23 protein-coding genes are annotated in these 18826 nt (G+C 65.2%); 9 read left to right on the top strand and 14 right to left on the bottom strand.

Features of this window, described 5'->3' with window-relative positions:
- Positions 1-13 precede the first annotated feature (13 nt).
- Positions 14-1858: a TonB-dependent receptor plug domain-containing protein gene (locus IRZ56_RS13840; protein ID WP_196145433.1), complete on the top strand. Its 1845-nt coding sequence runs from the start codon at positions 14-16 to the stop codon at positions 1856-1858.
- On the opposite strand, the gene IRZ56_RS13835 is transcribed toward IRZ56_RS13840, so the two are convergent.
- From IRZ56_RS13835 to nrdR, 11 genes are all read right to left on the bottom strand, one after another.
- Positions 1836-2648: a cobalamin-binding protein gene (locus IRZ56_RS13835; protein ID WP_196145432.1), complete on the bottom strand. Its 813-nt coding sequence runs from the start codon at positions 2646-2648 to the stop codon at positions 1836-1838. The two genes, IRZ56_RS13840 and IRZ56_RS13835, sit on opposite strands and share 23 nt — an antisense overlap.
- Positions 2648-3067, bottom strand: a complete 420-nt coding sequence (locus IRZ56_RS13830; RefSeq protein WP_196145431.1) for an MFS transporter — start codon at positions 3065-3067, stop codon at positions 2648-2650. The genes IRZ56_RS13835 and IRZ56_RS13830 overlap by 1 nt, the downstream gene beginning before the upstream one ends.
- Entirely contained in the window at positions 3064-3678 is a 615-nt protein-coding gene (gene ribA, locus IRZ56_RS13825) for a GTP cyclohydrolase II (protein ID WP_196145430.1), read from the bottom strand. The genes IRZ56_RS13830 and ribA overlap by 4 nt, the downstream gene beginning before the upstream one ends.
- A 299-nt stretch (positions 3679-3977) precedes the next feature.
- Complete coding sequence (locus IRZ56_RS13820; RefSeq protein WP_043210214.1) at positions 3978-4481, bottom strand: phosphatidylglycerophosphatase A; 504 nt, start codon at positions 4479-4481, stop codon at positions 3978-3980.
- Positions 4478-5440, bottom strand: coding sequence for a thiamine-phosphate kinase (gene thiL, locus IRZ56_RS13815; protein ID WP_196145429.1), 963 nt, complete (start codon positions 5438-5440; stop codon positions 4478-4480). The genes IRZ56_RS13820 and thiL overlap by 4 nt, the downstream gene beginning before the upstream one ends.
- Positions 5441-5458: 18 nt before the next feature.
- Complete coding sequence (nusB, locus tag IRZ56_RS13810) at positions 5459-5959, bottom strand: transcription antitermination factor NusB (protein ID WP_196145428.1); 501 nt, start codon at positions 5957-5959, stop codon at positions 5459-5461.
- On the bottom strand, positions 5956-6432 hold the full coding sequence (ribE, locus tag IRZ56_RS13805; protein WP_043210219.1) for a 6,7-dimethyl-8-ribityllumazine synthase: 477 nt from the start codon (positions 6430-6432) through the stop codon (positions 5956-5958). The genes nusB and ribE overlap by 4 nt, the downstream gene beginning before the upstream one ends.
- A 91-nt stretch (positions 6433-6523) precedes the next feature.
- Complete coding sequence (gene ribBA / locus IRZ56_RS13800) at positions 6524-7615, bottom strand: bifunctional 3,4-dihydroxy-2-butanone-4-phosphate synthase/GTP cyclohydrolase II (protein WP_084857384.1); 1092 nt, start codon at positions 7613-7615, stop codon at positions 6524-6526.
- An 18-nt stretch (positions 7616-7633) separates the two neighbouring features.
- Positions 7634-8299 (bottom strand): riboflavin synthase, encoded by a 666-nt coding sequence (locus IRZ56_RS13795; RefSeq protein ID WP_196145427.1) that lies wholly within the window; start codon positions 8297-8299, stop codon positions 7634-7636.
- 43 nt (positions 8300-8342) lie between these two features.
- Complete coding sequence (ribD, locus tag IRZ56_RS13790) at positions 8343-9473, bottom strand: bifunctional diaminohydroxyphosphoribosylaminopyrimidine deaminase/5-amino-6-(5-phosphoribosylamino)uracil reductase RibD (RefSeq protein WP_196145426.1); 1131 nt, start codon at positions 9471-9473, stop codon at positions 8343-8345.
- Positions 9474-9475: 2 nt separating this feature from the next.
- Entirely contained in the window at positions 9476-9940 is a 465-nt protein-coding gene (nrdR, locus tag IRZ56_RS13785; protein ID WP_043210325.1) for a transcriptional regulator NrdR, read from the bottom strand.
- Positions 9941-10045: 105 nt separating this feature from the next.
- On the opposite strand from nrdR, the gene IRZ56_RS13780 reads away from it, so the two are divergent.
- The 3 genes from IRZ56_RS13780 to trxA are packed head-to-tail and all read left to right on the top strand — an operon-like array spanning position 10046 to position 12074.
- Positions 10046-10498 carry a YbaY family lipoprotein gene (locus IRZ56_RS13780; RefSeq protein ID WP_196145425.1) on the top strand — a complete coding sequence of 151 codons (453 nt, stop codon included), beginning with the start codon at positions 10046-10048 and terminating at the stop codon, positions 10496-10498.
- Positions 10499-11158: a class I SAM-dependent methyltransferase gene (locus IRZ56_RS13775; protein WP_196145424.1), complete on the top strand. Its 660-nt coding sequence runs from the start codon at positions 10499-10501 to the stop codon at positions 11156-11158. It abuts the gene before it with no gap.
- 31 nt (positions 11159-11189) lie between these two features.
- Entirely contained in the window at positions 11190-12074 is an 885-nt protein-coding gene (trxA, locus tag IRZ56_RS13770; protein ID WP_196145423.1) for a thioredoxin, read from the top strand.
- A 120-nt stretch (positions 12075-12194) separates the two neighbouring features.
- On the opposite strand, the gene IRZ56_RS13765 is transcribed toward trxA, so the two are convergent.
- Complete coding sequence (locus tag IRZ56_RS13765) at positions 12195-12539, bottom strand: hypothetical protein (protein ID WP_196145422.1); 345 nt, start codon at positions 12537-12539, stop codon at positions 12195-12197.
- 195 nt (positions 12540-12734) lie between these two features.
- Here IRZ56_RS13765 and IRZ56_RS13760 point away from each other — a divergent pair, with 195 nt between their 5' ends.
- The 5 genes from IRZ56_RS13760 (at position 12735) to IRZ56_RS13740 (ending at position 16661) form a co-directional block, all read left to right on the top strand.
- Positions 12735-13304, top strand: a complete 570-nt coding sequence (locus IRZ56_RS13760; RefSeq protein ID WP_196145421.1) for a DUF2796 domain-containing protein — start codon at positions 12735-12737, stop codon at positions 13302-13304.
- Positions 13305-14015 (top strand): ABC transporter ATP-binding protein, encoded by a 711-nt coding sequence (locus tag IRZ56_RS13755; RefSeq protein ID WP_196145420.1) that lies wholly within the window; start codon positions 13305-13307, stop codon positions 14013-14015. It begins immediately after the preceding gene.
- Positions 14015-15280 carry an ABC transporter permease gene (locus IRZ56_RS13750; RefSeq protein WP_196145419.1) on the top strand — a complete coding sequence of 422 codons (1266 nt, stop codon included), beginning with the start codon at positions 14015-14017 and terminating at the stop codon, positions 15278-15280. Before IRZ56_RS13755 ends, IRZ56_RS13750 begins: the two co-directional genes overlap by 1 nt.
- Positions 15281-15298: 18 nt before the next feature.
- A complete protein-coding gene (locus tag IRZ56_RS13745) occupies positions 15299-15868 on the top strand; it encodes a DUF3299 domain-containing protein (protein WP_196145455.1) in 570 nt (189 codons plus the stop codon).
- A 109-nt stretch (positions 15869-15977) separates the two neighbouring features.
- Positions 15978-16661: an OmpW/AlkL family protein gene (locus IRZ56_RS13740; protein WP_196145418.1), complete on the top strand. Its 684-nt coding sequence runs from the start codon at positions 15978-15980 to the stop codon at positions 16659-16661.
- 116 nt (positions 16662-16777) lie between these two features.
- Here IRZ56_RS13740 and IRZ56_RS13735 read toward each other — a convergent pair whose 3' ends face one another.
- Both IRZ56_RS13735 and IRZ56_RS13730 read right to left on the bottom strand, forming a co-directional pair.
- Entirely contained in the window at positions 16778-17710 is a 933-nt protein-coding gene (locus IRZ56_RS13735; RefSeq protein WP_196145417.1) for an NAD-dependent epimerase/dehydratase family protein, read from the bottom strand.
- Positions 17703-18587, bottom strand: a complete 885-nt coding sequence (locus IRZ56_RS13730) for a sugar nucleotide-binding protein (RefSeq protein WP_196145416.1) — start codon at positions 18585-18587, stop codon at positions 17703-17705. The genes IRZ56_RS13735 and IRZ56_RS13730 overlap by 8 nt, the downstream gene beginning before the upstream one ends.
- Positions 18588-18826 lie beyond the last annotated feature (239 nt).

The raw sequence follows: 18826 nt of genomic DNA, 5'->3' as shown, positions 1-18826 counted from the left end.
AATGGAACAGTCAATGAAATCCCCTGCCTTCGCCCTGCTCTGCCTCCCTCTTCCGCTGCTGGCCGCCGAGCCGGGCCGCGACGACGCCCTCAAGCTCCCCGACGTACTGGTCAGCGCCAGCCGCCAGGTCGAATCACGCAGCGCCACCAGTGCCGCGAACACGGTGTTCACCCGTACGGATATCGATCGCCTGCAGCCTTCCAACGTCACCGATCTGCTGAGCCGCGTGCCGGGCGTACAAGTGGCGCCTACCGGTGGTCGAGGCAGCCTGCCGGGGATCTTCATCCGCGGTACCAAGGCCGCCCAAACCCTGGTACTGGTCGATGGCGTGCGCATCGCCAACGCCACCTCCGGCGACAGCGGCCTGCAGTTTCTCGACATCGACCAGATCGAGCGGGTCGAGGTGTTGCGTGGCTCGCGTTCGGCCATCTATGGCAGCGATGCCATTGGCGGAGTCATCCAGATCTTCACCCGCCGTGGCAATGGCCCAGGCCTGCAGCCGCGCCTGCGCCTGGCGGCGGGCAGCAACCAGACGTTCCAGCGAAGCCTGGGGCTCTCCGGCGGCAACGGCGCGACCCGTTTCAACCTGGGGGCCAGCCTGGACGAAACCGCGGGCATCGACTCGACCGGGCCTTCGTTCGCCAGTGACAGCGATCACGATGCCTATCGCAACAAGTCGTTCAACCTGAGCCTGAGCCATACGTTTGGCGAGCGATTCGAGGCGGGAGTGAATGTGCTTGATAGCCGTGGGCGCCACGAGTACGACGAGCCACGCGGGTTCAGCCCGCAAGAGCCCTATTCGAACTTCGCCGTCAGCAGTATCGGAAGCTATCTGGATACCCAAGTGACCGAGCAATGGAACACCCGGCTCGAAGTGGCTCACAGCGAGAACCGCGACGACAGCCGGGACAAGCTCAGCCACTCGAGCTTCCCGTTCAATACCTACCGCGACCAGGCCACCTGGCAGAACACCGTGGCCTTGGACGAGCGCAACAATCTGCTCTTGGGCGGCGACTGGTACGAAGACCGCGTCCATGCCAGTGCCGACTTCACCGAGGACAGCCGCTGGAATCGCGCGGTATTTGCCCAACATCGTTTTCGTGGCGAAGATTTTTCCACCGAGTTGGGCCTGCGCCACGACAAGAACCAGCAATTCGGTGGGCAAACCACCTGGAGCGGCAGCCTGACTGTACCGTTCGATGCGAACAACGACGTGCTGCTGTCATACAGCGAAGGCTTCCGGGCACCCACTTTCAACGATCTATATTTTCCCGGCTACAACAACCCAGGCCTGAAACCCGAACATTCGAAGAGTTATGAGCTTCAATGGCGCAGCCAATTAAGCGACAGCAGCAAACTGGAAACGTCGCTGTATCGTACCGACCTGCGTGACGCGATCGAATACAGCGTCCAGCCAGAAAACGTAGGCTCGGCTCGCATCAACGGCTTCGAGATGGCGCTAAGCCAGGAGTGGAACGGCTGGACATCGCAGTTGGCCCTGGCGCTGACCGACCCGCGTAACCGCGAGAACGGTCATACCCTGTCGCGCCGGGCGCGGCGTACCTTGAGCCTGGATCTCGACCGTCAGTTCGACCGTTTCGCCGTTGGCGCCACCTGGCAAGCAGCCAGCAGCAGCTACAACGATGAAGCCAATACCGACCCAATTGCCGGCTATGGCACCTTGGGCCTGCGTGGAAGCTGGGCGGCAAGCCGTGAACTGAAGCTCGATCTGAAGCTGGACAACCTGCTGGACAAACAGTACAGCCGCACCCACTACAACTATCAGGGCACCAACTACGGCTACCGCGAAGAAGGCCGCACCTGGCTGCTGAGCGTCACCTGGACGCCGGCGCTCTAGCCGCAAGCAGCTCGCACAGGCGCGCCGTGGCCTCGATCATCTGGCCGCTGGGGCGTTCCAGCCCCTTGTCGGGCACTACCAGCAAGCGGTCATTGGCCACCGCATCGAGGGTGCGCCAGGCCTTCCAGCTGGCCAGTTGGGCCTGGTCGCCGGCGAGGATCACCTGCGGATCGCGCAACAGCACGGACTCCACGCTCACCTGGGGCGCAGGTTGGGTGAGGTCGGCAAACACATTCCGCGCACCGCAGACCTCCAACGCATCACTGACGATCTGCTGCCCGCCGAGGGTGTACAGCGGTCGGTCCCACACCTGGTAGAACACCCGCAGCGGCTGTTGTCGCCGGTACTGCTCGCGCAACCCCTGCAGCCGCTCGCGCAAGGCGGCCGCGTATTGCCGGCCTCGCTCGGCACGCCCTACCCGCTGGCCAATGGCTCCGATCTGCCCGATCAACTGGTCGATGTCCTTGGGCTCGCCGACGAAAGTCGGGATGCCTAGGCGCCTGAGCTGTTCGCGCTGGGCCGGCGCCACGCTGTCGGGCCACAACAACAACAGGTCGGGTGCAAGGCTGAGCAGGCGCTCCATGTCGAGCTGACTGTACCGCCCTACCGAAGGCAGGCCCTGCAGTGACGCCGGTCGCTGGCCACCGTCGAGCACACCCACCAACAAGTCGTCGGCATGCAGCTCAAGCATGATCTCGGTCATCGAAGGGGCCAGGCTGACCACCCGAGAAACGCCTTCGGCCTTGACGCCGAAGGCCAACAGGGCCAGCAGGCAGAAAAGAATGCGCATCAGCCCAGCTGGCGGGGGATGCGGTACAGGTAGAGCAGCACCACGGTGGACAGTGCCAGAAGAATCTGCGGCACCGCCTCCAAGCCGACCAGCACCGAAAGTGCCGCCACCCAGGCAGGGAAACAGGCGAACAGCATGGCCATGCGTCGCACTCCTGCCAGCTCGATCCATGCCTGGGGCTCCTCGGGCGAGCCGAGGGCCTTCGAAGTGGCGATCAAGGCACGCTTGTAGGCGCCGAAACGCGGCAGGCTGAGGAACATGGAGGCAGCGCCGGCGATGAACAGCGGCATGGCCAGGACAGGGATCAAGGTATCGCCGCCACCGAAGGCCCACGCCATCACCGGCAGCGGCACCAGGCCTACCGCCAGGTATTGCCACCACGCCAGCGCCAGGCGCCGCTTCACCTGGCTGCGGGTCACGCCTGCGGCTCGCCCTGGTGTTCGTTGCCCATCATGTGGCCAAGCTTGCCGGCCTTGGTGGCCAGGTAGAGACGGTTGTGCGGGTTGTGGCCAGTGTGCAGCGGCACGCGCTCGGCGACCTTGATGCCCATGTCGGTCAGGGCCTTGACCTTGCGCGGGTTGTTGGTCATCAGACGCAGCGAGCCTACCCCCAGGTGCTCGAGCATGGGCTGGCACATGGCATAGTCGCGCTGGTCGGCGGCGAAGCCCAGGCGTTCGTTGGCCTCGACGGTGTCGGCACCGCCATCCTGCAGCTCGTAGGCGCGGATCTTGTTCAGCAAACCAATGCCACGGCCTTCCTGGCGCAGATACAGCAGCACGCCACGGCCTTCACGGGCGATGGCCTGCAACGCGGCCTCCAGTTGCGAGCCGCAATCGCAGCGCTGGCTAAACAGCGCATCACCAGTCAGGCATTCGGAATGCAGGCGCCCCAGCACCGGCTCGCCGTCGGCGATATCACCCAGGCTGAGCACTACATGCTCACGGCCCGTGGCTTCGTCGAGAAAGCCATGCATGGTGAAGATCGCGAAGGGAGTCGGGAGTTTCGAGGCGGCGACAAAGACGACGGGCACGTTGTGCTCCTAAAAAATAAGCAGTTCCAATTGCCCGATTGTATCAGCAGGTTGCCACCCATGCGCAGGCTGAATATCGCCGCTTAAGATCGAAAAGTTTGATGGTTGGGCTTCGAGCTCGCCCCCCTTGTCCCGCGATTGGGCCGGGCTCGATATCATCGTCGCCCTTGATCGCAGGACAAGCCGCTCCAACAGGTACGCCGTTAGCGCAGGGGCGGTGGGAGCCGGCTTGCCGGCGGTTGGGCCGCTGCGCGGCCCTTCGCGGCGCAAGGCCGCTCCTACAGGGGATCAGCGTTGGATCAAGCAACCACCCATACCAGCACTTGCATGCCCAGCCAGGCGAACACACCGGCCAGGATATCGTCGAGCATGATCCCGACGCCGCCATGCACGTGGCGGTCGACCCAGCGGATCGGCCAGGGCTTGAGGATGTCGAAGAAGCGGAACATCAGGAACCCCGCCAACAACCACTGCCAACCCTCCGGCACCAGCCACAGGGTGATCCACATGCCGACCATCTCGTCCCAGACGATGCCTTCGTGGTCGTGCACACGCAGGTCGTTGGCGACCTTGCCGCACAGCCAGAAGCCGAACAGCATGGTGATGCCCAGCAGCAGCCAGTAGCCCCAGTCCGGCAGCATCTGCCAGAGCGGGATGAACGGCAGCGCCACCAGCGAGCCCCAGGTGCCGGGCGCCTTGGGCAAGGTACCGGAGCCGAAGCCGAAGGCGATGAAGTGCCAGGGGTTGCGCCAGACCGAAGGCGGAACGAACTCCGCAGGCACCTGGTTGGGGTGGTCGGTCACGGTGTCTCCCTAAAATGTTGGTAACCCCGTTGCGCCGGGGTGATGTCCTGGCCCTGCCCGTCGCGCAGCGTCACGCCCTGTCCTTCGAGCACACGGCCGATGACATGGATGACGCCAGGATCAGGCAGGGATGAAAGTTGCGCCTCAGGCACAGTGAATGCCAACACGTAGTCGTCGCCACCGGTCAGCGCGGCATGCAAGGCCGCCTCCTGGCCGAGGAAGGTCTGCAGGGCGGGCGAGACCGGTACCTGCTCGGCATTTACCTGGAGCGCGACACCAGAAGCCTTGGCGATATGCCCGCAGTCGGCCAGCAGCCCGTCGGATATATCCAGCGCCGCCGTAGCCCGGCCACGCAACAGTTGGCCCAGAGCAAGCTGGGGCAAGGGCGACCAGTACTGGGCCAACAACGGTTCGGCGACCTCGGCCGGCGCCGTGCGTTCGCCCAGCACCAGCGGCAGGGCTCCGGCCGCATTGCCCAGGTAACCGCCCACACACAGCAGGTCGCCCGGCCTTGCACCGCTGCGGCGCAGGGCCTGCCCTGCAGGCGCCTTGCCGAATACAGTCACGGTGATAGCCAGGGGGCCACGGGTGGTGTCGCCACCGATCAGGCTGACGCCACAGCGCAAGGCCATGCGGTTCAGGCCATCGGCATACTGCCGGAGCCAGTCGGCACCGACCTGGGGCAGGGTCAGGGCGAGGGTGAAGCCGATGGGGTCGGCCCCCATGGCCGCGAGGTCGCTGACCGCCACGGCCAGCGAGCGCTGGCCGAGCAGCAGGGGGTCGCAGGCGACAGGAAAATGCACGCCTTCGACCAGGGTATCGGTGGACACCGCCAACTGCTCGCCAGCAGGCAGCTCCAGCAGGGCGCAGTCGTCACCGATGCCGAGGACCACACCTTCGCCGCCCTGCGCACAGGCCGCAGCGGCGAAGTAATGACGGATCAGCTCGAACTCACCCATGGTCGGTCGGCGCCGCGATCAGCGCTTGGCCGCCTTGACTTCCGCGTCACGCAGAGTCGGCGCGAGCTTGTCCAGCACACCGTTGACGAACTTGTGGCCGTCGGTGGCACCGAAGACCTTGGCCAGCTCGACACCTTCGTTGATCACCACGCGGTACGGTACGTCGACGCGCTTGATGAACTCCCAGGTGGACAGGCGCAGCACCGCCAGCTCGACCGGGTCGAGCTCCTCCAGCGGCAGGTCCAGGCATGGAGCCAGGGCCTTGTCGATTTCGCCCTTGATCGCCGGGACCCCATGCAGGATCTCGCGGAAATAGGCGCCATCGATATCGGAGAAATCGTTGTCGACCCGGAACTGAGCCTCGATCTCGTTCAGCGAATGCTGGGCCATGTGCCACTGGTAGAGGGCCTGGGTCGCGAGCTTGCGGGCTTCGCGGCGCTTGGCGCTCTTGGAGGGCTTGCCAGCATCCGCCGCGCGTGGCTCGCGCGGGTTGAAACGATCGCTTTCGTCGCTAATCACTTGGCCTCCAACTGCGCCAGCAGGCTGACCATTTCCAGGGCGGACAGGGCAGCTTCGGCACCTTTGTTGCCAGCCTTGGTGCCGGAACGCTCGATGGCCTGTTCGATGGAGTCGACGGTCAGGACGCCGAAGGCCACCGGAACACCGAACTCCATGGACACCTGGGCCAGGCCCTTGGTGCACTCGCCCGCCACGTATTCGAAATGCGGGGTACCACCACGGATCACCGCACCCAGGGCGACGATCGCGTCATATTCACCTTGCTGGGCGACTTTCTGTGCAACCAGCGGGATCTCGAAGGCGCCCGGGGCACGGATGATAGTGATGTCGCTTTCGCTGACGCCATGGCGTACCAGGGCATCAACGGCACCGCTTACCAGGCTTTCGACGACGAAGCTGTTGAAGCGGCCAACCACCAAAGCATAGCGACCTTTGGGGGCGATGAAGGTACCTTCGATGGTCTTCAGGGTCATTCCGGTGTTCTCATCTTAAAGAGCGAGGCCGCGCACACGCGGCCTGCGGGAGGGTTTGGACACGAGCGGCAGGACGACAGTTACGCCTGTGTCACTCGGAGGGCACGTATTCTACAACTTCCAGATCGAATCCGGATATCGCGTTGAACTTCATCGGCGAGCTCATCAGGCGCATCTTGCGCACGCCCAGGTCACGCAGGATCTGCGAACCGGCACCGACGGTGCTATAGGTGGTCGGGGCCTTGGGCTGCGCATCGCCGGCGCTTTCGCGGATGTGTGCCAGCAGCACGTCGCCATCGAGCGGGTGGCCCAGCAGCAGCACCACGCCGCTGCCGGCCTCGGCCACGGCGCTCATCGCCGCACGCAGGCTCCAACGGCCCGGTTGCTTGACCAGCAGCAGGTCACGCAGCGGGTCCATGTTGTGCACGCGCACCAGGGTCGGCTCTTCGGCGCGGATGTCACCGAGGGTCAGGGCCATGTGTACATCGCCTTCCACCGCGTCGCGGTAGGTGACCAGGTTGAACTGGCCCAGCTCGCTGTCCAGCGGCTGTTCGGCGATGCGCTGTACGGTGCGCTCGTGGATCATGCGGTAGTGGATCAGGTCGGCGATGGTGCCGATCTTCAGGCCGTGCTCGGCGGCGAAGGCCTCCAGCTCCGGGCGACGGGCCATGGTGCCGTCGTCGTTCATCACTTCGCAGATCACGCCACTGGGCTCGAAACCAGCCATGCGCGCCAGGTCGCAGGCCGCTTCGGTGTGCCCGGCACGGGCCAGGGTGCCACCGGCCTGGGCCATCAGCGGGAAGATGTGGCCGGGGCTGACGATGTCGTCGGCCTTGGCATCACGGGCGGCGGCCACCTGCACGGTGCGCGCGCGGTCGGCAGCGGAAATGCCGGTGGTGACACCCTCGGCGGCCTCGATCGACACGGTGAACTTGGTGCCGAAGCCAGAACCGTTGCGTGGCGCCATCAGCGGCAGCTTGAGCGTTTCGCAGCGCTCGCGGGTCATCGGCATGCAGATCAGGCCGCGGGCGTGCTTGGCCATGAAGTTGATATGCTCGGCCTGGCAGCACTCGGCAGCCATGATGATGTCGCCTTCGTTCTCACGGTCTTCGTCGTCCATGAGAATGACCATTTTGCCCTGGCGGATGTCTTCCACCAGCTCTTCGATGCTGTTGAGCGCCACTCGGCACCCCCTTCTCAATCAGGATTTCAGGTAGCCGTTGGCGGCCAGGAAGCTTTCGGTGATGCCACTGCCCTTGCTCGACTCGGCAGCCTTGTCGCCCAGCAGCAGACGCTCCAGGTAACGGGCCAGCAGGTCGACCTCAAGGTTGACCCGACGACCTGCGCGGTAGTCGGCCATGATGGTTTCGGACAGGGTGTGCGGGACGATGGTCAGCTCGAACTCGGCGCCATCGACCTCATTGACCGTCAGGCTGGTGCCGTCGACGGTGATCGACCCTTTGTGGGCGATGTACTTGGCCAGCTCCTTGGGCGCACGCACGCGGAACTGGATGGCGCGCGCGTTATCGCTGCGCGAAATGATCTCGCCGACGCCGTCGACGTGGCCGCTGACCAGGTGGCCGCCCAACCGGGTGGTGGGGGTCAGGGCCTTTTCCAGGTTGACCCGGCTGCCGCTCTTGAGGTCGACCATGGCGGTGCGCTTGAGGGTCTCGACGCTGACGTCGGCCCAGAAGCCATCGCCGGGCAACTCCACGGCGGTCAGGCAGACGCCGTTGACGGCGATGCTGTCGCCCAGCTTGACGTCGCCCAGGTCGAGCTTGCCGGTTTCTACATAGAGGCGCACGTCACCGCCCTTGGGGGTCAGGCTGCGGATGGTGCCGATGGATTCGATGATGCCGGTGAACATGGTGTCCTCCTCGGGAACAGGGCTGCGCGTGGCAAGCCGGGCATTATACGCCGGAGGCCGGCAAGGGGATGGCCGTGATCCGCCAGTCATCGCCGACCGCGCGCACCTCGGTGATCTTGAGGCGCGGCGCCTCGGCCATCTGCGCCAACGGCCAGTCCAGCAGCGGGCGCGCGGTGCTGCCGAGGAACGTGCCGGCGACGAACAGCTGGAACTCGTCCACCAGGCCCAGGCGCGCGAAGGCGCCGACCAGGCCGGCGCCGGCTTCCAGCAGGACCTCGTTGACACCACGGGCGGCCAGGATCTGCAGCAGGCCAGACAGGTCGACACGGCCGGCGTCACCGGGCAGGCACAGCAGCTCATGGCCGGCCTGAGCATAACGCGGGTCGTCTGCGCAGGCGGTTATCACCAGTGCAGGGCCGGCCTGGAAGAACGGCGCCTCCAGCGGCAGGCGCAGGCGGCCATCGACCAGCACGCGCAGGGGCGGCCGGGCCAGGGCCAGGGCGGTGGTTTCGGCGTCCAGCCCCAACTCGGCGCCGCGCACGGTCATGCGTGCGTTGTCGGCCAGCACGCTTTCGGCGCTGGTCAGCACCACGCTGGAACGGGCACGCAGGCGCTGCACCGCGGCGCGGGCGGCAGGGCCGGTGATCCACTGGCTCTCGCCGCTGGCCATGGCGGTGCGGCCGTCCAGGCTCATGGCGAGCTTGGCTCGCACGAACGGCAGGCCATGCTCCATGCGCTTGAGAAAGCCCGGGTTGAGTGCGCGAGCCTCGGCTTCGAGCACGCCGCTGCTGACCTCGATACCGGCCTCGGCCAGACGCCGCAGGCCCTGGCCGGCCACTTGCGGGTTGGGGTCCTGCATGGCGGCCACTACCCGAGCCACACCGGCCTTGACCAGCGCCTCGGCGCAGGGCGGCGTACGACCATGGTGGCTGCACGGCTCGAGCGTCACATAGGCGCAAGCGCCGCGTGCGCGCTCGCCGGCCTGGCGCAGGGCGTGGACCTCGGCATGGGGCTCGCCGGCCCGCACGTGCCAGCCTTCACCCACCACCTTCCCGTCACGCACGATCACGCAGCCTACGCGCGGGTTCGGGTGCGTGCTGTACAGGCCCTTGCGGGCCAGTTCCAGGGCGCGCGCCATGTAATGGGCGTCGAGAATGGCGGCTTGGCTCGGCATGGTCATTCCTTGGCCGGTTCCCGGGCCAGGCGGTCGATTTCCTCGCGGAACTCGTCGAGGTCCTGGAAGCGCCGGTAGACCGATGCAAAGCGGATATAGGCGACTTCATCGAGCTTGCGCAGCTCGGCCATCACCAGCTCGCCGACCACCAGCGACTTGACCTCGCGTTCGCCGGTGGCACGCAGCTTGTGCTTGATGTGCGCCAGGGCCGCTTCCAGGCGCTCGACGCTGACCGGACGCTTTTCCAGCGCCCGCTGCATGCCAGCACGGAGTTTTTCTTCGTCGAAAGGCTGGCGCGTGCCGTCCTGCTTGATCAGCCGTGGCAGGACCAGCTCGGCGGTCTCGAAGGTGGTGAAGCGCTCGCCGCAGGCGACGCACTCACGGCGGCGACGCACCTGTTCGCCCTCGGCGACCAGGCGCGAGTCGATGACCTTGGTGTCGTTGGCACCGCAAAAGGGACAGTGCATGGTGGCAGGCAACAAAAAAAGGGAGGGCCATGGTAGCGCATCCCACTGGCAAGACAAGCCAAAGGGTTTACCATCCATGCAATTCTGCCCGTGAAGGACTACCCCATGCACTACCGAGCGCTCGTCGTGCTGTGCCTCGCCGGCTTGCTCGCCGCCTGCGGCAGCGACCGACCGAAGACCGAGCAAGCCTCTGCAGTACCGCCTGCCAAGGCCGTCAAGAAGCCAAAGGAGCTTGGCCCGCTGCCCGCCTACCAGCGCGAGGTGAGCGGCACCTTGCTGGAAATACCCGTCGGTGCCGAAGTGGAGCTGGCCCTGCTGGTCATCGATGAACGCGGCAGGCCACAGCGCCTGCTGGCCAGCAGCACCCTCACCGGTACCGGCCAGGCCCTGCCCTATCGCCTGCGCTTCAACCCCGAGGCCTTCCCGGCCGGTGCCCGCGTCGAGCTGCGTGGCCGCGCCAGCCGCTCCGGCCAGCTGATCCTGCACCTGCCGCCTCTGCGTATCGCCCAGGCCACCAACCAGGTCACCGGCCCGCTGCGTTTCGAGAAGGCGCCATAAATGCCCCCACTGCATCTGCAGCAGGCACTCAGCGGCCTGATCGGCGAAGCGCGCCTGGTCGCCAGCGACCTGCCCGGCTGCGAGATCAAGCTCTGGCTGATCGATGCGCAGAACATGGACCGCGCATTCAGCCCCGAGGAAACCCGCCGCATTCTCGACGAACCGCCCTACTGGAGCTTCTGCTGGGCCAGCGGCCTGGCCATGGCCCGCTATCTGGCCGAACACCCTGAATGGGTACGTGGCAAGCGCGTGCTGGACTTTGGCGCAGGCTCCGGCATCGCCGGGATCGCCGCGGCGCGCGCAGGCGCACTGGAAGTGGTGGCCTGCGACCTGGACCCGCTGGCCCTGGATGCCTGCCGGGCCAATGCCGCGCTCAACGAGGTGGCGCTTGGCTACAGCAATGACTTCTTCGCCGAAGAGGACCGTTTCGACCTGGTACTGGTGGCCGATGTGCTCTACGACCGCGCCAACCTGCCGTTGCTCGACGCGTTCCTGGGCCGCGGTCGCCAGGCGTTGGTGGCCGATTCGCGGGTGCGCGACTTCAATCACCCACGCTACCGCCAGCTCGGTGTGCTCGAAGCCCTGACCTTGCCGGACCTGGCCGAGCCGCACGAATTCCGCCGGGTCAGCCTGTACCACGCCAGCCGCGAGCCTTTATAGTGGTGCCATTCACGGGTTTGCGAGAGTCGCGATGAGCCAAGCTCCTAGTAAAGATCTGCCATACATCTTCGATGCCACCGATGCCACCTTCCAGCAACTGGTCATCGAGAATTCCTTCCACAAGCCGGTGCTGGTCGATTTCTGGGCCGAATGGTGCGCGCCGTGCAAGGCGCTGATGCCGTTGCTGGCCAAGATCGCCGAGGGCTACCAGGGCGAATTGCTGCTGGCCAAGGTCAACTGCGACGTTGAACAGCAGATCGTCGCGCAGTTCGGTATTCGCAGCCTGCCGACGGTGGTGCTGTTCAAGGACGGCCAACCAGTCGACGGTTTCGCTGGCGCCCAGCCCGAGTCGGCTATCCGCGCCATGCTCGAGCCTCATGTGCAGATGCCCGCACCACCTGCAGCCGCGCCGCTGGAGCAGGCCAAGGCCCTGTTCGCCGAGAGCCGCTTCGCAGAAGCCGAAGCCGTGCTCCAGGCGCTGCTCGGCGAAGACAACAGCAATGCCGAAGCGCTGATCTACTACGCACGCTGCCTGGCAGAACGGGGTGAGCTGGGTGAAGCCGAAGTGGTGCTGGACGCGGTCAAGACCGACGAGCACAAGGCTGCCCTGGCGGGCGCCAAGGCCCAGCTGACCTTCCTGCGCCAGGCCGCCAGCCTGCCGGAGGCCGCCGAGCTCAAGAGCCGCCTGGCCCAGAACCCGCAGGACGACGAAGCCACCTACCAGTTGTGCATCCAGCAACTGGCGCGCCAGCAATACGAGGCGGCGCTGGATGGGTTGCTCAAACTGTTCCAGCGCAACCGTGGCTACGAGAACGGCTTACCGCAGAAGGCACTGCTGCAGGTGTTCGAATTGCTGGGCAACGAGCACCCGCTGGTGAGCGTGTATCGGCGCAAATTGTCGGCGGCGATGTTCTGAACCGCACAGGCCCAATCGCTGGCAAGCCAGCTCCCACAGGTACGGCGGTGTCTCTAAATGATGTCAGCGCTGGCCCTGTGGGAGCCGGCTTGCCGGCGATTGGGCCAGCTCAGGTCGACATCACCCGACCCAGTGATACACCGGCGCATCCACCCCGCTTTCCACCTTCACCTCACTGCTATGGCGCAAGCGCACCAGCAACCGCTTGCCCGCCGCCGTGCTTCCGGCCAAACCTTCCAAGCGCTCCAGCAGTTCCGGCCCGCTGACCTGCCCGGCCTGGCGCAACAGTTCTCGCGCCGCCAGCCATTGCCCATCGTCCTGGCGCGGCGCAGCCCCCGCTGGCACCGCTGCCGCTTCGGCTAGCACAGGCACGTCCAGCTGACGCCCGAGCCGCGCCCATTCCGCAGGCTCCAACTCGATGGTCAGGTCCACCGGCCAATCGCCGATCTGTCCGCGAATTCTCACGCTGTTACCCTCAAATTCGAAGTCAATGGCCTCTATGCTCTCATAGCACACCCCACAACCTGTAGGCACGAGCTTGCCCCGTGATTGGTCGAACCTGCAGCACAGCTACATGAAACCTGCACCAGGCCGCTGGCGAGCGCGAGAAAAGTTGTTATAACATTACGAACTCGACTTCTGACCGCCCCGGAGTGTTCCATGCGCCGCCTGTTCCTCGCTCTGCCCTTCGCCCTGCTCCCTTTGGCCATGGCCCAGGCCCATGACGATCACGACCATGACCATGCCCACGGCACCCTTGCAGCCCACGAACACGGTGCGGCCAAGCTCGATGTCGTGCTTGACGGCAACACCTTGGAACTGGCGCTGGACAGCCCGGCGATGAACCTGGTCGGCTTCGAACATGCTCCTGGCAACGATGCTGACAAGGCCAAGGTCGCCGCCACACGCCAGCAGCTGGAGCAACCCCTGCAGCTGTTCGACCTGGCCCAGGCTGCAGGCTGCAAGGAAGATGCCCAGGACCTCGACAGCCCCCTGTTCGCCGAGGCCGGCCACGACGATGCGGATGGAGATGAGCACGAGCACGGCCATTCCGACATCAACGCCCATTACCAGCTGACCTGCGCCACACCGGCCAAGCTCACCCAGGTCGACCTGACACCGCTGTTCAAGGCTTTCCCGGCGACTCAGAAAATCACCGTGCAGGTCATCGGCCCGAACGGCCAGAAGGGCCTGCAAGCCACGCCTGGCAAGCCATTGGTCGCATTCTGAATGAGCCAGCCGCTAATCGACCTGCAGGGGCTGGTATTCGCCTGGCCCGGCCAGCCGCCACTGCTGGATATCCCCGCGTTTCGCCTGGAGGCTGGTGAAGCGCTGTTTCTCAAAGGCCCCAGCGGCAGTGGCAAGACCACCCTGCTCGGCCTGCTGGGCGGGGTGAACAAGCCTGGACAAGGCAGCATCCGCCTGCTCGGCCAGGACCTCGCCGCCCTCGGCCAAGGCGCCCGGGATCGCTTCAGGGTCGATCACACCGGTTATATCTTCCAGCAGTTCAACCTGCTGCCGTTTCTGTCGGTGCGGGAGAATGTCGAACTACCCTGCCGCTTCTCGCGCAGCCGAGCCGAACGCGCCCAGCAGCGCCATGGCAGCGTCGACCAGGCAGCCGCCCGATTGCTCGCGCACCTGGGCCTGAACGACCCAGCCCTGCTCGCCCGCCGCGCCGACAGCCTGTCGATCGGCCAGCAGCAGCGGGTTGCGGCGGCCCGGGCTTTGATTGGCCAACCCGAGTTGGTGATCGCCGACGAGCCGACCTCGGCGCTCGACGCCGATACCCGCGAAGCATTCATCGGCCTGCTGTTCGACGAATGCCGCGCCGCCGGCGCCAGCCTGTTGTTCGTCAGCCATGACCAGAGCCTGGCCCCACTGTTCGACCGTCACCTGTCCCTGGCCGAGCTCAACCGCGCGGCCAAGCCCCGGGAGGCCTGATGTACCTGCTCCGCCTTGCCCTGGCCAGCCTGGCCAACCGTCGCTTCACTGCGTTCCTGACCGTCTTCGCCATTGCCCTGTCCGTGTGCCTGTTGCTGGCGGTGGAGCGCGTGCGCACCGAGGCCCGCGCCAGTTTTGCCAGCACCATCAGCGGCACCGACCTGATCGTCGGCGCTCGTTCCGGCTCGGTGAACCTGCTTTTGTATTCGGTGTTCCGCATCGGTAACGCCACCAACAACATCCGCTGGGACAGTTTCGAGCACTACGCCAAGGACCCGCGGGTGAAATGGGCCATTCCGATTTCGCTGGGCGACTCCCATCGCGGCTACCGGGTGATGGGCACCACTGGCGAATACTTCAGTCATTACCAGTTCGGCCGTCGTCAGCACTTGGCGCTGAGCCAGGGCCGGCCGTTCGCCGACGACCCGTTCGAAGTGGTGCTTGGCGCCGAGGTGGCCGACGCCCTGCACTACAAGCTCGGCGACAAGTTGGTGCTGGCCCATGGTGTAGCCGCTATCAGCCTGGTCAAGCACGACGACAAGCCGTTCACCGTGGTCGGCATCCTCGCCCGCACCGGCACGCCGGTGGACCGCACCCTGCATATCAGCCTGGCGGGCATGGAAGCGATCCACGTCGACTGGCACAACGGCGTGCCGGCCCGTGGCGCCGGGCGTATCAGCGCCGAACAGGCGCGGGCCATGGACCTGCAGCCAGCGGCCATCACCGCCTTCATGCTCGGGTTGAACAGCAAGATCGCCACCTTCACCCTGCAACGGGAAATCAACGAGTTTCGCAGCGAGCCATTGCTGGCAATCCTGCCCGGCGTCGCCCTGCAGGAGCTCTGGAGCCTGATGGGGACCGCCGAACAGGCGTTGTTCGTGGTGTCGCTGTTCGTGGTTCTGACGGGGCTGATCGGCATGCTCACGGCGATCCTCACCAGTCTCAACGAACGTCGCCGGGAGATGGCCATCCTACGTTCGGTAGGCGCACGGCCCTGGCATATCGCTGGGCTGTTGGTGCTGGAGGCGTTGGCACTGGCTGTTGCAGGCATCGCGGCCGGGCTAGGCTTGCTGTACGCAGGCATCGCCCTGGCCCAAGGCTATGTCCAGGCCAACTACGGCCTCTACCTGCCGCTGGCCTGGCCCAGCACCCATGAGTGGACGTTGCTGGCCATCATTCTTGGCGCCGCGCTGCTGATGGGCAGCGTACCGGCCTGGCGTGCCTATCGGCAGTCGCTGGCCGATGGTTTGTCCATTCACCTCTGAGCAGCCCGCATGTTCCTCATGTCCCCCGTTACCCCCATCGCCGGCAAGCCGGCTCCCACAGGCACAGCGGTGGCTCTACAAGCCCTGCTGCTCCTGTTACTGCTGTCGCTGGCCTTGCCTCTGCCGGCGGCCGAACCCCGTACCCTGGACTGGCCCGCCCTGATCCCCGAAGGCGCGCCGGTGGTGCCGGTGCAACAGGCACCGCTGCACGGCCTCTCGCAACTGGGCAGCGCACTGGCCGAAGCTGCCCCCGCTGCGCGTCAGCAGGCGCCCGACGCCCCGGTGGTCAAGGCGCTGGATGGCCAACAGGTCAAATTGCCCGGTTACATCGTGCCGCTGGAAGTCAGCGAGGAAGGCCGCACCACCGAATTCCTCTTGGTGCCTTACTACGGCGCATGCATCCACGTGCCGCCGCCGCCCTCCAACCAGATCGTGCACATCGTCAGCGAGATGGGCGTGCGCATCGAAGACCTCTACCAGCCCTATTGGATCGAGGGCCGCATGCAGGTCAAAGCCACCAGCAGCGAGCTGGCCGAGGCCGGCTACCAGATGGAGGCCGAGAAAATCTATGCTTATGAGCTACAGTGAGAACTGTTTCCGCTTTGTGACACAGCTTCGTTGAGCTGAATCAAAAGCTGCGTTCGACCGGCTCCCTACCATTGGACTACTCGATTACTTACGTCCTTTGGGAGCTTCAATGAACAAGTCTTTGCTCGGCGCCTCGCTTATCGCCCTGGCGCTCGCTGCCCCTGTTGCCCACGCCCACCAGGCCGGTGACATCATCATGCGCGCCGGCGCCATCACCGTTGCGCCGAATGAAGACAGCAGCGACCTGAAATTCGACGGCACCAAGGTGTCGGGTACCAAGGCGACCCTGGACAGCGACACCCAGCTGGGCCTGACCTTCGCCTACATGCTTACCGACCACATCGGCGTCGAGCTGCTGGCCGCCACGCCATTCAACCATACCGTGGCGGTCAAGGGCCTGGGTGGCGGCCTGGACGGCAAGCTGGCCGACATCAAGCAACTGCCGCCGACCCTGTCGCTGCAGTACTACCCAATGGCACCTTCTTCGAAGTTCCAGCCCTACGCTGGCGTCGGCATCAACTACACCACCTTCTTCGATGAAGACCTCAGCGGCGCGCGCAAGCAGCAGGGTTTCAGCAACCTGAAGCTGCAAGACTCGGTCGGCCTGGCCGCGCAACTGGGCATGGACTACATGCTGACCGACAACCTGCTGGTCAATGCCTCGGTCTGGTACATCGACATCGACACCAAGGCCACCGTCGACGGCCCGACCGCGCTGGGCTACAGCAAGACCAAGGTCGACGTGGACGTGGACCCGTGGGTCTACATGGTGGGCCTGGGCTACAAGTTCTGATGCCATTCCGGATGGCGGCCGCGGTCGCCATCCAGCCTTTCTTGCTCCGAACTCGCCGGCCTACACGATTCCTGTAGGAGCAGAGCAGGTTCAGATCACGCGCTCTGCGACAACGATCAAGCTTTGCCCAACAACTTCGCCAAGCCTTCGACCATCGAAGTGGGCCGCGGGAATTCGAACCGCGCCAGCAAACGCGTGTTGTCCGCCCGGGAATGGCGGATATCGCCCGAGCGCGCAGGACCATGGCTGATCGGCGGCAAGCCACCGATGACCTTTTCCAGAGCCGCTAGCAACTGGTTCAAGGACGTGGCCTGGTTCAACCCGATGTTCACCGCCCCCTCCTCCACCTGCGCCAGCTCCAGCGCCTGGACCATCACCTTGACCAGATCGCCTACGTACAGGAAGTCGCGGGTCTGCTCGCCGTCACCAAATACGGTGATCGGCTGGCCTTGGGCGGCACGCTCGCAGAAGATGCTGATCACCCCCGAATAGGGCGAGGACGGGTCTTGGCGCGGCCCGAAGATATTGAAGAAGCGGAACACCACCGGCTCCAGCCCATGCTGGCGACTATAGAAGTCCAGGTACTGCTCGCTGGCCAGCTTGTCCACCGCGTAGGGGGTCAGTGGTGCCTTGGGGGTGTCCTCGGCGATCGACTGCCCTTCGCCATTGTTGCCGTACACCGCCGCGCTGGAGGCGAACAGCACACGGCGCACGCCATGCAGGCGCATGGCCTCGCAGACATTGAGGGTGCCGATGAAGTTGCTCTGGTGGGTACGCACCGGGTCTTCGACCGAGGCTTGCACCGAGGCCACTGCAGCCAGGTGGACCACGGCGCGGCAACCTGCAACGGCACGGTTGACCAAGGCAGCATCGGCGACATCGCCTTCGATCAGTTCCAGGCCCGGATGGTCGAGCCGCAGGTTGGCGCGCTTGCCGGTAGAGAGGTCGTCGAGGACCCGCACGGCATAGCCTTTGTCCAGCAACGCATCGCACAGGTGGGAGCCAATGAAGCCGGCACCGCCGGTGATCAGGATGGGGGCATCAGCCATTTCGGTAGAATCGGTCCAGTAGGGGCGGCAAGCCGGCGCGCCAGGCGCGGGGCTTGATACCGAAGGTGTGAAGAATTTTCTTGCAAGCCAGCACAGCGTTCTGCGGCTCCTCGGCGGCATCGGGGCGTGCGGCGTGAGCCTGGGGCGTGGGTGCCTGTACGGCCAGCTTCTGCCACTGCGCCGCCTCGGTCAGGATTGCCTGGCCCAACGCCAGCGGCGTGGTCGCTTCATTGCCGGCGTAGTGGTAGGTACCCCACAGCGGGGCGTCGCAATCGAGCTGCTTGAGCACCGAAAGGATCACCCGTGCCGCGTCGTCCACCGGCGTCGGATTGCCCCGACGATCATCCGCCAGCAGCAGCTCCTGGGGCTGCTCGGCGCGAGTGAGGAAACGCCCGAGCGCGCCATCGATGCTCTCGTCCAGCACCCAGCCAAAACGCAGCAGCACATGCTGCGGGCACGCCGCCCGCACGCTCTGCTCGATACGCCACAACGCCTGGCCGCGCAGCCCCAGCGGCACCGGCTCGTCCTTCTCGCTGTAGGCCGTGGCCCGCGAGCCGTCGAATACCCGGTAGCTGGAAGGTTGCACGAGGATGATCTGGTGGTGCTGACACAGTTCGGCCAGACGCTCCACGGCCCGCTCTTGCAGCGCCAGGCGCTGCTCGCTGACCGACTCGGCCTGGAACCAGTCGAAATAATAGGCCAGGTTGATCACCACATCGGGGCGGTGGTCATCGAGCAATTGCGTGAGACTGGCCGGCGCCCAGCCATTCTCCGGCGGGCGTGGCGCCAGGAACCCGATGTCCTCTTCGGCTCCGAGACGAATCAGCGCTTGCCCGAGGGCATTGCCACCACCCAACAGCATCAGGCGCATACGCATAGAGTCAGCAGGTCCGGACAGGTTGAGGGAAAGAGGCGGACATTTTGCGGGTTCCTCTCGGGGAAGTCCAACCCTGGGGAGGCGCTGCAATCTGAATCTTCATTTCCTACGCCCCTTAAGGAAATTTCCTATGGCGCGGTAGGCTCGATCCTGCATCAAAAGATCAAAATACTTGGCTGAATATCTTCAAGAACAATAAAGCCCGAGTGACTACTGCATACTCGACGAGAGGACACCAG

This window comes from Pseudomonas guariconensis (assembly GCF_015680235.1).
Lineage (GTDB): Bacteria > Pseudomonadota > Gammaproteobacteria > Pseudomonadales > Pseudomonadaceae > Aquipseudomonas > Aquipseudomonas guariconensis_A.
This window is presented reverse-complemented; position numbering and strand designations above follow the sequence as displayed.

What these genes read in the sequence shown, in the direction of transcription:
- nrdR (WP_043210325.1), bottom strand. Translation starts at nt 9,940, where the DNA reads ATGCACTGTCCCTTTTGCGGTGCCAACGACACCAAGGTCATCGACTCG.
- ribD (WP_196145426.1), bottom strand. Translation starts at nt 9,473, where the DNA reads ATGCCGAGCCAAGCCGCCATTCTCGACGCCCATTACATGGCGCGCGCC.
- IRZ56_RS13745 (WP_196145455.1), top strand. Translation starts at nt 15,299, where the DNA reads ATGTCCCCCGTTACCCCCATCGCCGGCAAGCCGGCTCCCACAGGCACA.
- IRZ56_RS13740 (WP_196145418.1), top strand. Translation starts at nt 15,978, where the DNA reads ATGAACAAGTCTTTGCTCGGCGCCTCGCTTATCGCCCTGGCGCTCGCT.
- IRZ56_RS13780 (WP_196145425.1), top strand. Translation starts at nt 10,046, where the DNA reads ATGCACTACCGAGCGCTCGTCGTGCTGTGCCTCGCCGGCTTGCTCGCC.
- IRZ56_RS13840 (WP_196145433.1), top strand. Translation starts at nt 14, where the DNA reads ATGAAATCCCCTGCCTTCGCCCTGCTCTGCCTCCCTCTTCCGCTGCTG.
- thiL (WP_196145429.1), bottom strand. Translation starts at nt 5,440, where the DNA reads ATGGGTGAGTTCGAGCTGATCCGTCATTACTTCGCCGCTGCGGCCTGT.
- IRZ56_RS13835 (WP_196145432.1), bottom strand. Translation starts at nt 2,648, where the DNA reads ATGCGCATTCTTTTCTGCCTGCTGGCCCTGTTGGCCTTCGGCGTCAAG.
- IRZ56_RS13735 (WP_196145417.1), bottom strand. Translation starts at nt 17,710, where the DNA reads ATGGCTGATGCCCCCATCCTGATCACCGGCGGTGCCGGCTTCATTGGC.
- IRZ56_RS13760 (WP_196145421.1), top strand. Translation starts at nt 12,735, where the DNA reads ATGCGCCGCCTGTTCCTCGCTCTGCCCTTCGCCCTGCTCCCTTTGGCC.
- IRZ56_RS13750 (WP_196145419.1), top strand. Translation starts at nt 14,015, where the DNA reads ATGTACCTGCTCCGCCTTGCCCTGGCCAGCCTGGCCAACCGTCGCTTC.
- IRZ56_RS13755 (WP_196145420.1), top strand. Translation starts at nt 13,305, where the DNA reads ATGAGCCAGCCGCTAATCGACCTGCAGGGGCTGGTATTCGCCTGGCCC.
- IRZ56_RS13730 (WP_196145416.1), bottom strand. Translation starts at nt 18,587, where the DNA reads ATGCGTATGCGCCTGATGCTGTTGGGTGGTGGCAATGCCCTCGGGCAA.
- ribE (WP_043210219.1), bottom strand. Translation starts at nt 6,432, where the DNA reads ATGACCCTGAAGACCATCGAAGGTACCTTCATCGCCCCCAAAGGTCGC.
- IRZ56_RS13795 (WP_196145427.1), bottom strand. Translation starts at nt 8,299, where the DNA reads ATGTTCACCGGCATCATCGAATCCATCGGCACCATCCGCAGCCTGACC.
- IRZ56_RS13775 (WP_196145424.1), top strand. Translation starts at nt 10,499, where the DNA reads ATGCCCCCACTGCATCTGCAGCAGGCACTCAGCGGCCTGATCGGCGAA.
- trxA (WP_196145423.1), top strand. Translation starts at nt 11,190, where the DNA reads ATGAGCCAAGCTCCTAGTAAAGATCTGCCATACATCTTCGATGCCACC.